Source organism: Photobacterium kasasachensis (assembly GCF_050336885.1).
In the GTDB taxonomy this organism is placed as follows: domain Bacteria; phylum Pseudomonadota; class Gammaproteobacteria; order Enterobacterales; family Vibrionaceae; genus Photobacterium; species Photobacterium kasasachensis.
On the sequence record NZ_JAKJSH010000006.1, the window covers coordinates 26,031 to 38,503 of the forward strand.

The following is a 12,473-nucleotide window of genomic DNA, read 5'->3' on the forward strand; positions in this document are numbered from 1 at the left end:
TAAACTTTGGCTATGCCTGTTTCTGTGGAGGGACTATGCAGATTTTTTGGCAGTTGAGATGGTATTTCCGCCAGCAATGGCGTCGTTACGGCGGCGCGATAGTAATTTTGATCCTGGTTTCTTTGTTCGAGCTATTGCCGCCGCGGGCAATCGGCTGGATTGTCGACGGCGTGGTAACCGGGGAGATCACCCTGCCGGTTATGCTGAGCTGGTTAGCAGGCATTGCCGTTTTGTGGTTCGTGGTTTATATCCTGCGCATTATCTGGCGAGTCTGGTTATTCGGTGCGGCAGCCGAGCTTGGCACTGTGCTGCGTAACCGCCTGTACCGCCACTTTTCTTCTCACCCTCCGGTGTTTTTTGAACGCTATAAAACCGGCGACTTGATGGCGCGATCCACCAATGATGTCAATGCCGTGGTGATGACTGCCGGTGAAGGCGTGCTGACCGCGGCCGACTCCCTGATCATGGGGCTGGCGGTACTATTTGTGATGACCACAATGCTGAGCTGGGAGCTTACTGTTCTGGCCTTGTTGCCGATGCCCTTTATGGCGATGGCGGTCTTTCGTTTTGGTCGTCAGCTTCATAGTTGTTTTTCTGAGTCGCAGGCGGCATTTTCCGACTTGACGGACAAAACGCAGGAAACCCTCAATGGCGTGAGAATGATCCGTGCCTTTGGCCTGGAACAGCGTCAGCAGGTTGACTTTGCCGATGTGGTCGACAGGGTCGGGGAAAAGAACCTTGCGGTGGAAAAGGTCGATGCCAAGTTTGATCCGGTGATCCAGTTGACGATTGGGATGTCTTTCTTTCTCAGTATCGCTGGTGGTGGCTATATGGTGTCACAGGGGCGTCTGACGTTGGGTGATCTGACCGCATTTGCGCTTTATCAGGGGCTGATGATCTGGCCGATGCTGGCCATGGCCTGGCTGTTCAATATTCTTGAGCGAGGCTCGGCTGCCTGGAAGCGACTTCAGCATATCTTTGACGAGGCACCGGAAATTGTCAGCGGTGATGCCGCCCTGGCTGCCACGCAGCAGGACTTACAGGTTGATATCGAGGCGTTTTACTGGAACGGGCAGACGCAACCGGCGCTGAGCGAGGTGAATGTGACCTTGCAACCGGGTCAGATGCTCGGCATAGCCGGGCCGATTGGTAGCGGTAAGTCCACCTTACTCTCTTTGCTTCTGCGTCAGCAGGAATTAAAGCAGGGCAGCATCAGCTATGGCGGAATCAGTATAACCGAAGCCGACCTTAACCATTGGCGGAGCCGGTTTGCCGTTGTCAGTCAAAGTCCTTTTCTGTTCTCGCGTTCAATCGCCGAAAACATTGCCCTTGGCAGGCCGGACGCTTCTATGGCGCAGATCCGCGCGGCAGCTCAGGCGGCCTGTATCGATGAAGATATTATCCAGTTCCCGGATGGCTACGAGACCTTGGTCGGCGAGAAGGGGATCACCCTGTCGGGCGGACAAAAGCAACGTATTTCGATTGCCCGGGCTTTGTTGCTAGAAGCGGAAATTCTGGTTCTGGATGATGCGTTGTCTGCCGTTGACGGTAAGACAGAGCACCGGATCCTGGCCAATTTGAGGCAGCAACAGAAGCAGACGGTTATTGTTATTGCTCACCGCCTGACGGCACTGGAGCAGGCGGATACTGTTCTGGTGTTACAGCATGGCCAGATCGCAGAGCAGGGCGATCATCAGACCTTGATTGGAGCGGGAAGCTGGTACGGTGAAATGTACCGCTATCAACAACTGGAGCAGGCAATTAAGGAGGCGAAATGACAGGGAAAGCCGTAAATAAAGCCGTCCTCAAACGGCTGCTGGGTTATGCCTTGCATGATAAGAAAAAACTGGCGATTGCCGTTGGCCTGCTGTTGGTGGCTTCGCTGGCGGACGTTTCCGGTCCCTGGATGATCCAGCACTTTATCGATAACTATATCGCCAAAGATCAGTACCCGCTGGATATGGTGGCAGGGCTGGCACTGGCCTATATCGCCCTGATGGGGATAGCGGCGTGGTTTAAGTATGTGCAGGCACTGAGGTTTAACGAAATTGCTATCGGTGTGGTGCAGACCGTCCGCAAGCAGTTGTTTGGCAAGGTGCTCAATCAGCCACTGTCGGCTTTTGATTATATGCCGACCGGTAAGTTGATCTCCCGGATCACCAATGATACCGAGGCGATCAAGGACTTTTATGTCTTTGTGATTGGCACGGTACTGAAGAATGTGATTTTTATCAGCGTGATGCTGGTAGTCATGAGCATGCTGAGTTGGCGTTTGACCATGGTGGTTCTGGTGTTGCTGCCTGCGGTTGTTGCCGTGATGGTGCTCTATCAGCGAAAGAGTGCAGATGCATACCGGAAAATGCGTGATCTGCTGGCCGATATCAATGCCTCGATGAGTGAATCTATTCAGGGCATGAGTCTGATCCAGCTGATGCGCCAGGAGCAGGCATTCAGCAAGCAGTTTTCCAGCCTGACCCGGCGCCATCTGGAGTCGCAGATCGGGGTCATGAAGCTCAACGGGCTGATGCTCCGGCCCTTGATTGATTTTCTCTCCGGGGTGGCATTGTTGTCACTGGTTGCGCTGTTCGGTATCAGTGGTGCCGAGCTGGTCGGGGTTGGGGTGCTGTATGCCTTTATCAGCTATCTCGGCCGGGTTACCGAGCCATTGATTGAGCTTACCCAGCAGCTTTCTCTTTTGCAGCAGGCGTTAGTGGCCAGCGAGCGGATCTTCGGGTTTATCGATGCCAAGCAACAGCGCTATGGCGATGATGCTCTGCCAATGGCGGCAGGTAGCCTGGAATGCCGTGAGGTTGCGTTTAGCTATGATGGCAAGCAGCAAGTACTCAAGGGGATCAATGTCGAGTTGCCGCATCGGGGCTTTCTGGCATTGGTCGGCCATACCGGCAGCGGTAAAAGTACCCTTGCCTCGCTCATGATGGGTTTCTATCCGATCACCAGTGGCGAGCTGAAGCTCGATGGCAGGTCGCTGGATTCCCTTGAACACTCGGTACTGCGGGAAGGGATTGCCATGGTACAGCAGGACCCGCATGTTCTTAACGATACCGTCAGAGAAAATGTCTGTCTCGGGCGGGATGTCAGCGACACTTTGATCTGGCAGGCATTGGAAAAGGTCGGGCTCGCCGAACAGATACGGGCTTATCAACAAGGATTGGATACCCGCCTGGGCAGTGGCGAAGCCAACTTGTCGGCTGGTCAAAAACAGCTACTGGCCATGGCGAGGGTGCTGGTTGTGCAGCCTAAGATCATAATTCTTGATGAGGCAACCGCTAATATTGACTCGGGTACCGAGCACCATATTCAGCAGGCGCTCAATGCTTTGCGTCAGGATATGAGTATTGTTGTGATTGCGCACCGTTTGTCGACTATCATGGAGGCTGACGAGATACTGGTGCTCAGCCATGGTGCCGTGACGGAGAGGGGAAATCACCAGCAGTTGCTTGCTCAGGAAGGGCACTACTGGCAAATGTACCAGTTGCAACAGGCGGGCGAGCACTTGCACCAGATAGAAGAGCAGGGCGTTGCCGAGCTATCTGCTTAAATGCTCGATTTAACAATATCTATCTAAGACAGGTGACATGGAAGGCTACCAGCTTGTGATGGCTTACAACAGAGGTTGATTGCTCAACCTCTGTTGCGTTCCGGCTATTGACCTTGGCGCATCAGTCCTTCCTGGACCGCCGAGGCCACTAGTTCACCTTTCTGGTTGTAAATCTCTCCTCGTACCAGCCCTCGCGCTCCACTGGCCGACGGGCTGTCGATGGCATAGAGCAGCCACTCGTCCATCCGGAACGGGCGGTGATACCACATCGAATGGTCGATCGTGGCAACCTTCATCTTAGGTGTCATCAGTGTTACCCCATGAGGCTGCAGTGCCGTGACCAAAAAGCCCCAGTCTGAGGCGTAGGCCAGTACATACTGGTGGATGCGGGGATCATTCGGCATGTCGCCGTTGGCCTTGATCCAAAGGTATTGCTTGGGGGCCTCTGGTTTGGGTGCCAGCGGGTTGACGACGGTGACCGGCCTTACCTCGATAGGTCTTTCACGGCCAAATGTCTCGACGGCAGCTTTCGGCAGGTGCTCGGCGATTGACTGCACTAGAGCCTGTTCTGAAATCAGAGACCCGGGCGGTGGGACATCCGGCATGGTGGACTGGTGGCTCAGGCCGCTCTCTTCAGCCTGATAAGAGGCCGTCAGATAAAAGATAGGGCGGCCATATTGAATTGCTTTTACCCGCCGGGTGCTAAAGCTTCTGCCGTCACGCAGGTTTTCAACATCGTAGATGATCGGTTTTTGCGGATCGCCCGGGCGTAGAAAGTAGCTGTGAAATGAGTGAACCTGGCGGTTTTCGTCAACGGTTTCTTTGGCAGCAGATAAAGACTGCCCGATAACCTGGCCACCATATACCTGCGGTAAGCCTAAATGTTCACTCTGGCCGCGGAATAAACCTTGTTCAAGTTGCTCTAAGTGTAACAGAGTGAGAAGTTCATTCAGTTCTTTGCTCATTGGAGCTCCAAGTTCCATGATATGATTAGCTGATTTTTACGGATACTTGGTCACAAATTCAAGTGTAATTAACGGGTAATTGCAATGTTAAGAGTTTGTGTCTGATTGCAAGGGGAGAGGGATGAAAAAGATATTTACACTGCTTTCAGCATTGATCGCGTTATTGGTTATTTCAGCTTGTACCAATTTAATCAAACAGGATGCGGATCTGGGAACAGTGGATGGCTCTTTGACTTATAAAGAGCGTATTGCCTTACCGAATAATGCCCGTATTACGGTAACCCTATCTGATGTATCAAAAATGGACGTCCCTGCCGAGGTGATCAGCAGCCAGGCTTTCTTGTCTGACGGCAAGCAGGTTCCGTTTGATTTTCAGCTTAACTTTATGAAAGAAGAAATTAAGCCGAACCATACCTATTCAATCAGTGCCCGTATCGAAGTCAACGGCAAGCTGATGTTTATTACTGATACGTCCAATCCCGTTATTACCGACCCCTCTTTGACGACCAAGCTCAACCTGATGCTGGTAAACGTTCAGTAATACGAAAATCCTCCACGGCGGAATCAGGCTGTGGAGGTGATTTGACTACCTTCCGTCCCAGCGGTATTTGGTAAGCCTGAGCTTGCCAGATTCAGCCACCTCAATACCTTCCTGAAGCAGTCGCTCGCGCTGACGCTGCAGATTGTTCCCAGATAGGGAGATCATGCCTTTCGCATTGATGACGCGGTGCCAGGGCAGCTTTGAGCCTTCGGGCAGGGTCGCCATGAGCCGTCCTACCTGCCGTGCATAGCCGGGATAGCCTGCAAATTTGGCAATATCCCCGTAAGTTGCCACTTTTCCATGGGGAATTTGGTGAACCTGGCTATAGATTTGACTCGCAAAATCGTCCATATTTATACCTGAACCGAACAAAACATCCCGATAGTTGCTGAATTCTGTTTTTCTCCTTCGTACTATCGGATAACGCAAGGAGGTGCTGCCATGTTGTATGCCGCGTTACTTGTTGTGGTTAGCATAGCGCTGACCGTGTTGGGTGTCAGTGCTTTGGGTTACAGCCAAGGAGAGCTTCCCGCACTGGCATTGGCTATTCCCGCCTTGTGGTTGCTACCGCAAGGTGGTCTTCGCGCCTGGCTGTTACTCGTCGGACTCGGCGCATTCGGTGCCGTGCTACCCGAACAGCCTCTGGCCCTGTCTATCAGTATCTTTATGATGTTACCTGTTTTTTCTGTCAGTTTCTCGCCCAAAAGTGGCTGGCAGCTGGCAGCTTTGCTGATCTCTATCGTGCTGGCCATGGATGTTGGCCTGATGGCACTTCAGGGTGAAGGTAAACTGCCGGGGTATGCATCCTATACGGTGATCCAGGTTCTGGCTGTCACTCTCATCTGGTACGTGGCCCGCAGCTGGCGTCCGGTTGAGGGAAACACCTGGTGGCCGCTGTTTCTGGTGATCCCGCTGTGGGTTGGCGGCATGGAGCATGCTGCGCTGGTGGCCCTGTGCGTCACTGGCCTGATAGCCTCGATGCAGGAGATGATGAAAGGCAAACTACGTGAGTGGGTGCCACGTCTTGCTTGGGTCTTGCCGGCCGTCGGCTTTGCCACGCTGGTACTGGTGCCGTACTTTGAAGTACCGAATCCCGTACTGGTGGCCTGGTTACTGGTTCTGGGCGGTGCGCTGCTGGGCGAGTTCTTGCTGGAAGAGCCGGAAGAAGAGCTGTAAACCTGCTTTCTATTCAGGCTGTTATGCTGGTTATTTTACCTAAGCGGTATTATCTGGGCAATAAATCAGCAGTCAGTCTAATAAGGGGGATTGCCCCCTTGCATTGTCGCAGGCGTTAGCGGATAATCACCCCCGTTCTCTAAACGAGACAACGAATCTATGGAGGCCCCCATTGGTCCTCCCGCAACACTAACCTGTGAACTCGGCCAGGCCCGGAAGGGAGCAACCGCAGCGGGCGACGTGTGTGCCGGGATGTGGCTGGTGGGGGCTTCCACCCATCTGATGGCTTAGCCTTACTTTGCCCCTTTCGTTAGAGTTGTGATTCATTCACATACTGTTAATCTTCTTTATCCATACCACCGGAGGCAGTGTGAAGACCAATTGGAAGGTAAGGGCATGATTATTGCCCTTTAACTGATAGGATATTTGGGGAAAATCCCTTGTAGTTAGGTTCGTAATGCCTTAAAAGCATTAGATGTTAGTCTGAAAGCAGGAAATTAGCTTGGGTAATCAGACAATCCTGGTGCGATCATTCTGCTTTCTACATCGTAAAGAGTTTGATGATTACGTAACCAAAGTTGGTATTGATAGCCTTTTAATGAATGGTTTTCAGTACAATCAACATTCCAAAGTGCTAGCCAATACCCAGCAATAGTAGCTCTAACACTCAGCTCCAAACAGCCTTTCTTCATTTGGAAGTCATGTTCAATAGTTTGAGGGCAAGAAACATTCTTCTTATTTGGGTGTGGAACAAGTTCTAATTTCACCATTCTATTCCATTGATGATCTAACAGTTTGAGATCTGCGTGATCATCCAGTGTATCACTTACTTCTGAACTAAGAATTCTACTCAAAGCATAGCTTCTAAAACTTTTTTTCTCGATGTCCCATGCTCGCATATACCAGCGAGTTCCGTTATCAAATATTGAGTGAGGAATTAGCTTTTTAAGAGAGAATCCATTTTTTACTGAGTAGTATTTGGTAATCAAAACAGCTCTACTAGATATTGACCTTGTTATAGTCGCTAGATTTTCAATTGTAGGGAGTCCGAGTCTAGGTGGTGTTAGTACTCCATTACTACTTCCCATATCCAACGCTTCACAAAATTTTTGTTTCCGAATCTTAGCTAATACTTGTTGAATAGTAATTTCAAATAAAGGCTTAAACGTGCCGCTTTTGATTTCGTAATATTTAGTGGTGTTATTTAGCTTGAGATTGAGATCTTCATTTGATTCATTTTGGCTGTAATCTCTATATAAACGAATATCTCTTGTAGCAGCAGCATCACTAGTTCCAAACCTTTCTTTTAGATCTGCACGTGAAACCCACCCTCTAAATCGGAGCATAAACTCTAAGTACTCAAGTCTTTCGTAAGTGCTTCTTGGTAACTCGTTGATATCTCTCATGTTTAATTCATCGTCTGTTTTCATTCTACAATTATGACCTAATTAAATCACTTTTGCCAGTTGACCTGGTCAAAATGACCATGTAGTCTAGTCATAAAGTTTAGATTAGTTGACCGTTAAAGATGGGTGTTTACACCTTTGCTCAGAAGCAATCACGAGATAGAAACCAATTTACGTTTGCGTGTTGTTTACGGTCGTAACAATTCAGAGGAATAATCATGCATACTGTAACCTTCTATCCTGTTGGAAACGGCGACACCAGCCTTATCACCTTGACCAACGGTAAACACATCTTGATGGATTATCGACAGCACGGCAATGCAACTGATAATGACAAACCAGAGTACGATATAGCAAAAGACCTTAAAAAAGTTCTCAAAGATGCTAAGAAGAACAGCTTTGAAGTTGTCGCATTCACTCATGCAGATGAAGACCACATCGAAAGAAGCACAGAATTTTTTTACTTTGAACATATAAAGAAATATCAGGGTAGCGACCGAATTAAAATTGATGAGCTTTGGGTTCCAGCTGCAATGCTCTTGGAATCAGTCACTAAGGATAAGCTGGATTCTGAGTTTGTGACTTGGCGAACAGAGGCTCGTGAACGCCTAAAGAGCAAGAAAGGTATTAAGGTATTCTCAAAACCAGAAGACCTCGTAAAACTTATCGAAAGTTGGGATATGACAGTTGATGAGCTGTCTGAACACATCATTGATGCAGGGACTATCGTAGATACGTTTTCACTGAAGAAAGACGGGGTTGAGTTTTTCGTTCACTCTCCATTTATGAAACACTGTAGTGAGTCAGGTAAGGATATTAAAAAAGTCCGCAACGAAGCTGCATTAATGTTCAATGTTCGTTTTAAGGAAGGTGAGCAGCTGTTTGACTATTTGGCAGTCGGTGATTCTAGTGCAGAAGTGTTAGAGGACATTGTTGAAATAACCAAGAATAAGGGGCGTGAAGACCGTCTAAAATGGGATTTATTTAATATTCCTCATCATTGTAGCTACCTAGCCTTGGCGTATAAAGGAGACAAAGGCGAAGAGGAGACTATCCCTGTGGCAAAGGTGAAGGAATTACTTCTTATGGGCAATGAAGATGCATACCTAATCTGTTCCAGTAAAGCTTTTGAGAAAGAGAAAGATGCGCTTGAGCGCGATCAACCTCCTCACTTACAAGCTAAACGTTGTTATGAGCGTTACCTGAGAAAAGTTAAAGGTAGAAAGTTGTTTGTAACCATGGAGAACGGTGGTAAGAAAAAACCTGAACCTATCACAATAGAATTCAGTAAATCAGGCATGAGCAAAAAAGCCTTGGTGGCGACGGCTGCATTAGCAACCGCTGCTACAACACCAGCTAGAGCAGGGTAATACAAGTGAGTGATTATTTCCCTTGCCACGAAGATAAAATTGAAGAAGACGAAGTGAAGTTGAATGGCTCTACTTCCATGGTTAAAGCTATAAAAAGAGATCAGTGCGCAGATCTCATTGATATTCGGGTTAAAAAAATTGAAGGTAAGAGCTTTGAATACATCATCGTTGACATTTACAACGATGAGATCCCATCTCGGAACAAAACTGGGATAAAGTATTGTGAGCGAATAAGCTATGTGTTTACTGAAGGAGAAGTGACTCCCCTTACGCTTGCCATGCGTAAAGACTTTCCTGTAACCATGCATCAAGATGCGATAGCACCTGAACAGCCTAAAAGTCTATGTCTTTATGTAGATCCAAAGGACGTGGTTGATGCCTATTGGACAGCTGAACGACATATAAAGCGCACTCGTTGGTGGTTAAAAAAAGCGGCAATGGGAGAGTTACACCCTGACGATCAGGCATTAGAGCAACTGTTTTACAACTCCTCTTCTACGATCGTTCTTCCACATGACTACGATTCAAATTCTAAACACGGAAGAACCTTGATAGCTGTTGCACACACTAACGAAGAAAAAAAAACCAACGATATATTCATTGTTACCAAATGGAAGGGGCAAGGCTTTAAAAATGGTGGAGTAGAAATCAATATTGTTGATGTTTTGACAGAGCCTGTGACACATGGGGTTATTAATCAAACTCCTCGAAAGGTGGCGGAGCTTGCTTCTTTGCTTGAACCATTAGCAGTCGATTTGGTAACTCTGATCCGACAAAGACTACTTTCTTTACTTAGAGCAAATGATTTTCAGTTGGATATTGCCGCTACAGTTTTTGTTGTTAAATTTCCACTTAGACGTTCAGATAATAAACAAGCCGAGTCTTACCAAACAATTGCTTTTTATTGTAATAAATCCTTAGTTGAATTGATGAGGTTGTTTGAGGTAGTCCTTGAAGGCTCCTTGGAAGAGAGAACAGATTTCGACCACAAATTGTTCCCAATGAGCACTAACGAAGTTGATTTAAATATCGAGTTTATAGAGTGTCTTAGAGAAAGCAGCTCTAAAGAACGACGAATTCAATCAGGTGTCCAAAAACCATTTGGTAAAGGGGTGATTGTTGGTGCTGGTGCGTTGGGTGGCGCATTAGTTGATCTTTGGGTTAAAGCCGGCTGGGGAGCATGGACAGTTGTAGATAACGACATATTCAGACCTCATAATTTTACACGCCATGTTATCCCAACTTGGGCTACAGGCCTTAATAAGGCGCAGGTTGTTGCTGGTCATTACTCAAGCCAGTTTAAAGGAAGTAACGTCAAGTGGATTGATGCTGATGCCACGAACTTTACCCACCCCCAGCTTAAACAATGCCTGAGCGAAGCTGAAATCGTTGTTGATGCAAGTGCATCCCTCAGCTATCCAAGAGCGGTAAGTGGAGTTCGAAACGCCCCAAGGCATGCTTCTGTGTTCTTCTCTCCAAGTGGGAATGGAGCTGTTTTGTTGGTTGAAGACAGACGGAGGAATGTCCGTCTAAGCTCGCTAGAGGCTCAGTACTACAGGGCACTTATTCATGAGGCGATTGGTGCCACCCATCTGACCTCTGTAACAGACCAGTTCCGCTCTGGAGCCTCTTGCCGTGATAACTCATTTGTTATGGCTCACTCGAGGGTAATGGCTTGCTCATCTTTGCTTTCAGAACAAGTAATTCAAGCTTGTGAGCAGGGATCTGCGAAAATTATGATTTGGCAAGATAATGAAGAAACGGGCGACCGTATATCCTTCCAACCAATTGTGCGTCGAGTGAAAACTTCTAACAACCACTCTCTTAATCAGTTCAAGGTTTATTGGGATGAGGGGATTGAAGATCGCGTTAAGAAGTATCGAAAAGAAAGCCTCCCGAATGAAACTGGGGGCATCTTGATTGGCTACCACGATATGATTCAACGATGTGTGTTTATTGTAGACGCACTACCAGCTCCCAGTGACAGTGAAGGTACCGCGACAACATTCCAAAGAGGAACAAATGGGGTCGTGGAATCACTAAACAGAATAGTCAAACGGACGGCAAATAATGTTGGTTACATCGGAGAGTGGCACAGCCACCCTAAAGGGGCGTCGGTAAAAATGAGTTCACTCGACAAGATACAACTAAGGGAGCTTGCTGAAAGCTTATCTAGAGATGGACTACCCGCATACCAAATGATAGTCGGAGAGCGTGAAATTAAGGTATATGAAAAGGTATTCGGTGATGAGTAATGAATTAAAAAAGGGCCTGGCATTGTCAGGTGGTGGCTTCAGAGCTACGCTTTACGCACTAGGCACGCTTTGGCGCATGAATGAAGATGGCTTACTTACCGAGTTAGATACCATTACAGCTGTATCTGGAGGTGCAATTGCTGCTGGTTTCCTAATGCATAAATGGCAAGACCTTGATTTTGAGCCCGTTGATGAATCGAAAAACCGTTATCGTGCAACCAACTTCAAGTCAGTAATTGCAGATCCTCTAATTGAGTTCTGCTCAAAAACAATCACGAGTGAGGCTCGAATCTTACTACACACACTAAACCCAAAAACAACAGCATCGACAGAAGTTCGTAAAAAGTATGAGGGGATGTTGTTTGGAAGTGTCCGTCTTTGTGACATTCCATTTTGCCCTAAATCACCGGAATTCGTTTTCTACGGTACGAACTATGATACTGGTGTTAGCGTCAGAATATCAAAGCGTGAGCTAAGGGATTATCAGGTTGGGGTCGCAACAAACCACGATATTACCTTGGCACAGGCGGTATCCGTATCCAGCGGATTTCCTCCATTCCTTGCTCCTATTGGTTTCTCTGGCAAAAAGTGGGATTGGGCTGATACAAAGTATCATTCTTTGTCACCTGATCAAACACAGAAGCTTCGTAACCACTTGGAGTTGTGCGACGGAGGCCTTTATGACAACTTGGGGCTTGAGATGCTGTGGAAGCACGGAAATTACAGGGAGTATGACGTTGTGTTTAGCTGTGATGCTGGTGCACCATTCTCAGTACCTTGGACAGGACTGCTTAAATCATTTAAGAACTGGGCGGGACAGTTTTTCCGCATGTCAGACATCATGATTAATCAGCAAAGAGCACTTAGGAAACGAATGCTTGTGAGAAATTACATAGAGGGACATTACAAAGGTGCATATTGGTCAATTGAAAATCAGGTTACAGATTACGAGCAAGTAAACCCATTGCTGTCGGTATCTGAAGCGAACGGGTATAAACATTTAAAAGAGCTGGGAACTCAATTAAAAGGGTTCCCAGACGATGACAATTTCAAGCTCATAAACCTTGGATACTGTCACGCTGATATGAACTTAAGGCAGTGGTTCGATCGCACACTCAGTCGACCAGCTTTACCCTACGCATGCAGCTAGATTATGCAATTTCTCTCGATTTATCTGAGCGAAAGTATGAAATAGCCATAC

At 47.6% G+C, this 12,473-nt stretch carries 10 protein-coding genes and 1 other RNA gene; 8 read left to right on the forward strand and 3 right to left on the reverse strand.

Going from position 1 to position 12,473, the window contains the following annotated elements:
- Positions 1–35 precede the first annotated feature (35 nt).
- Complete coding sequence (locus L4D19_RS07850) at positions 36–1,778, forward strand: ABC transporter transmembrane domain-containing protein (RefSeq protein ID WP_428452005.1); 1,743 nt, start codon at positions 36–38, stop codon at positions 1,776–1,778.
- Positions 1,775–3,559 carry a SmdB family multidrug efflux ABC transporter permease/ATP-binding protein gene (locus L4D19_RS07855; RefSeq protein WP_428452006.1) on the forward strand — a complete coding sequence of 595 codons (1,785 nt, stop codon included), beginning with the start codon at positions 1,775–1,777 and terminating at the stop codon, positions 3,557–3,559. Before L4D19_RS07850 ends, L4D19_RS07855 begins: the two co-directional genes overlap by 4 nt.
- Before the next feature lie 104 nt (positions 3,560–3,663).
- Here L4D19_RS07855 and tesB read toward each other — a convergent pair whose 3' ends face one another.
- Entirely contained in the window at positions 3,664–4,524 is an 861-nt protein-coding gene (gene tesB, locus L4D19_RS07860; protein WP_428452007.1) for an acyl-CoA thioesterase II, read from the reverse strand.
- A 121-nt stretch (positions 4,525–4,645) separates the two neighbouring features.
- Between tesB and L4D19_RS07865 the strand changes: the two genes are divergently transcribed.
- On the forward strand, positions 4,646–5,065 hold the full coding sequence (locus tag L4D19_RS07865; RefSeq protein ID WP_428452008.1) for a YbaY family lipoprotein: 420 nt from the start codon (positions 4,646–4,648) through the stop codon (positions 5,063–5,065).
- A 45-nt stretch (positions 5,066–5,110) separates the two neighbouring features.
- Here the strand turns inward: L4D19_RS07865 and L4D19_RS07870 are convergent, their stop codons facing one another.
- Positions 5,111–5,416 carry an MGMT family protein gene (locus L4D19_RS07870; protein ID WP_428452009.1) on the reverse strand — a complete coding sequence of 102 codons (306 nt, stop codon included), beginning with the start codon at positions 5,414–5,416 and terminating at the stop codon, positions 5,111–5,113.
- Positions 5,417–5,506: 90 nt separating this feature from the next.
- On the opposite strand from L4D19_RS07870, the gene L4D19_RS07875 reads away from it, so the two are divergent.
- Both L4D19_RS07875 and ffs read left to right on the forward strand, forming a co-directional pair.
- On the forward strand, positions 5,507–6,241 hold the full coding sequence (locus L4D19_RS07875) for a VP0952 family biofilm-associated protein (protein WP_075761843.1): 735 nt from the start codon (positions 5,507–5,509) through the stop codon (positions 6,239–6,241).
- Positions 6,242–6,411: 170 nt separating this feature from the next.
- An RNA gene (gene ffs, locus L4D19_RS07880) (signal recognition particle sRNA small type) lies at positions 6,412–6,508 on the forward strand.
- Between the two features lie 230 nt (positions 6,509–6,738).
- Here ffs and L4D19_RS07885 read toward each other — a convergent pair.
- The gene (locus L4D19_RS07885) at positions 6,739–7,671 is read right to left on the reverse strand and encodes a helix-turn-helix transcriptional regulator (RefSeq protein WP_428452010.1); all 933 of its coding nucleotides are present in this window, start codon (positions 7,669–7,671) and stop codon (positions 6,739–6,741) included.
- Positions 7,672–7,865: 194 nt separating this feature from the next.
- On the opposite strand from L4D19_RS07885, the gene mblB reads away from it, so the two are divergent.
- From mblB to L4D19_RS07900, 3 genes are read left to right on the forward strand one after another with little or no spacing between them, the layout of a single operon-like run.
- A complete protein-coding gene (mblB, locus tag L4D19_RS07890) occupies positions 7,866–9,017 on the forward strand; it encodes an anti-phage 6A-MBL system MBL-fold protein (protein WP_428452011.1) in 1,152 nt (383 codons plus the stop codon).
- Between the two features lie 5 nt (positions 9,018–9,022).
- Positions 9,023–11,272, forward strand: coding sequence for an anti-phage 6A-MBL system cap2_3 protein (cap2-3, locus tag L4D19_RS07895; protein WP_428452012.1), 2,250 nt, complete (start codon positions 9,023–9,025; stop codon positions 11,270–11,272).
- Positions 11,265–12,422 (forward strand): patatin-like phospholipase family protein, encoded by a 1,158-nt coding sequence (locus tag L4D19_RS07900; RefSeq protein WP_428452013.1) that lies wholly within the window; start codon positions 11,265–11,267, stop codon positions 12,420–12,422. Before cap2-3 ends, L4D19_RS07900 begins: the two co-directional genes overlap by 8 nt.
- Positions 12,423–12,473: the final 51 nt, after the last annotated feature.

Excerpts from the sequence above, each read along its gene's own strand:
- L4D19_RS07885 (WP_428452010.1), bottom strand. The coding sequence starts at position 7,671 with ATGAAAACAGACGATGAATTAAACATGAGAGATATCAACGAGTTACCA.
- L4D19_RS07870 (WP_428452009.1), bottom strand. The coding sequence starts at position 5,416 with ATGGACGATTTTGCGAGTCAAATCTATAGCCAGGTTCACCAAATTCCC.
- L4D19_RS07855 (WP_428452006.1), top strand. The coding sequence starts at position 1,775 with ATGACAGGGAAAGCCGTAAATAAAGCCGTCCTCAAACGGCTGCTGGGT.
- mblB (WP_428452011.1), top strand. The coding sequence starts at position 7,866 with ATGCATACTGTAACCTTCTATCCTGTTGGAAACGGCGACACCAGCCTT.
- L4D19_RS07900 (WP_428452013.1), top strand. The coding sequence starts at position 11,265 with ATGAGTAATGAATTAAAAAAGGGCCTGGCATTGTCAGGTGGTGGCTTC.
- tesB (WP_428452007.1), bottom strand. The coding sequence starts at position 4,524 with ATGAGCAAAGAACTGAATGAACTTCTCACTCTGTTACACTTAGAGCAA.
- L4D19_RS07875 (WP_075761843.1), top strand. The coding sequence starts at position 5,507 with ATGTTGTATGCCGCGTTACTTGTTGTGGTTAGCATAGCGCTGACCGTG.
- L4D19_RS07850 (WP_428452005.1), top strand. The coding sequence starts at position 36 with ATGCAGATTTTTTGGCAGTTGAGATGGTATTTCCGCCAGCAATGGCGT.
- L4D19_RS07865 (WP_428452008.1), top strand. The coding sequence starts at position 4,646 with ATGAAAAAGATATTTACACTGCTTTCAGCATTGATCGCGTTATTGGTT.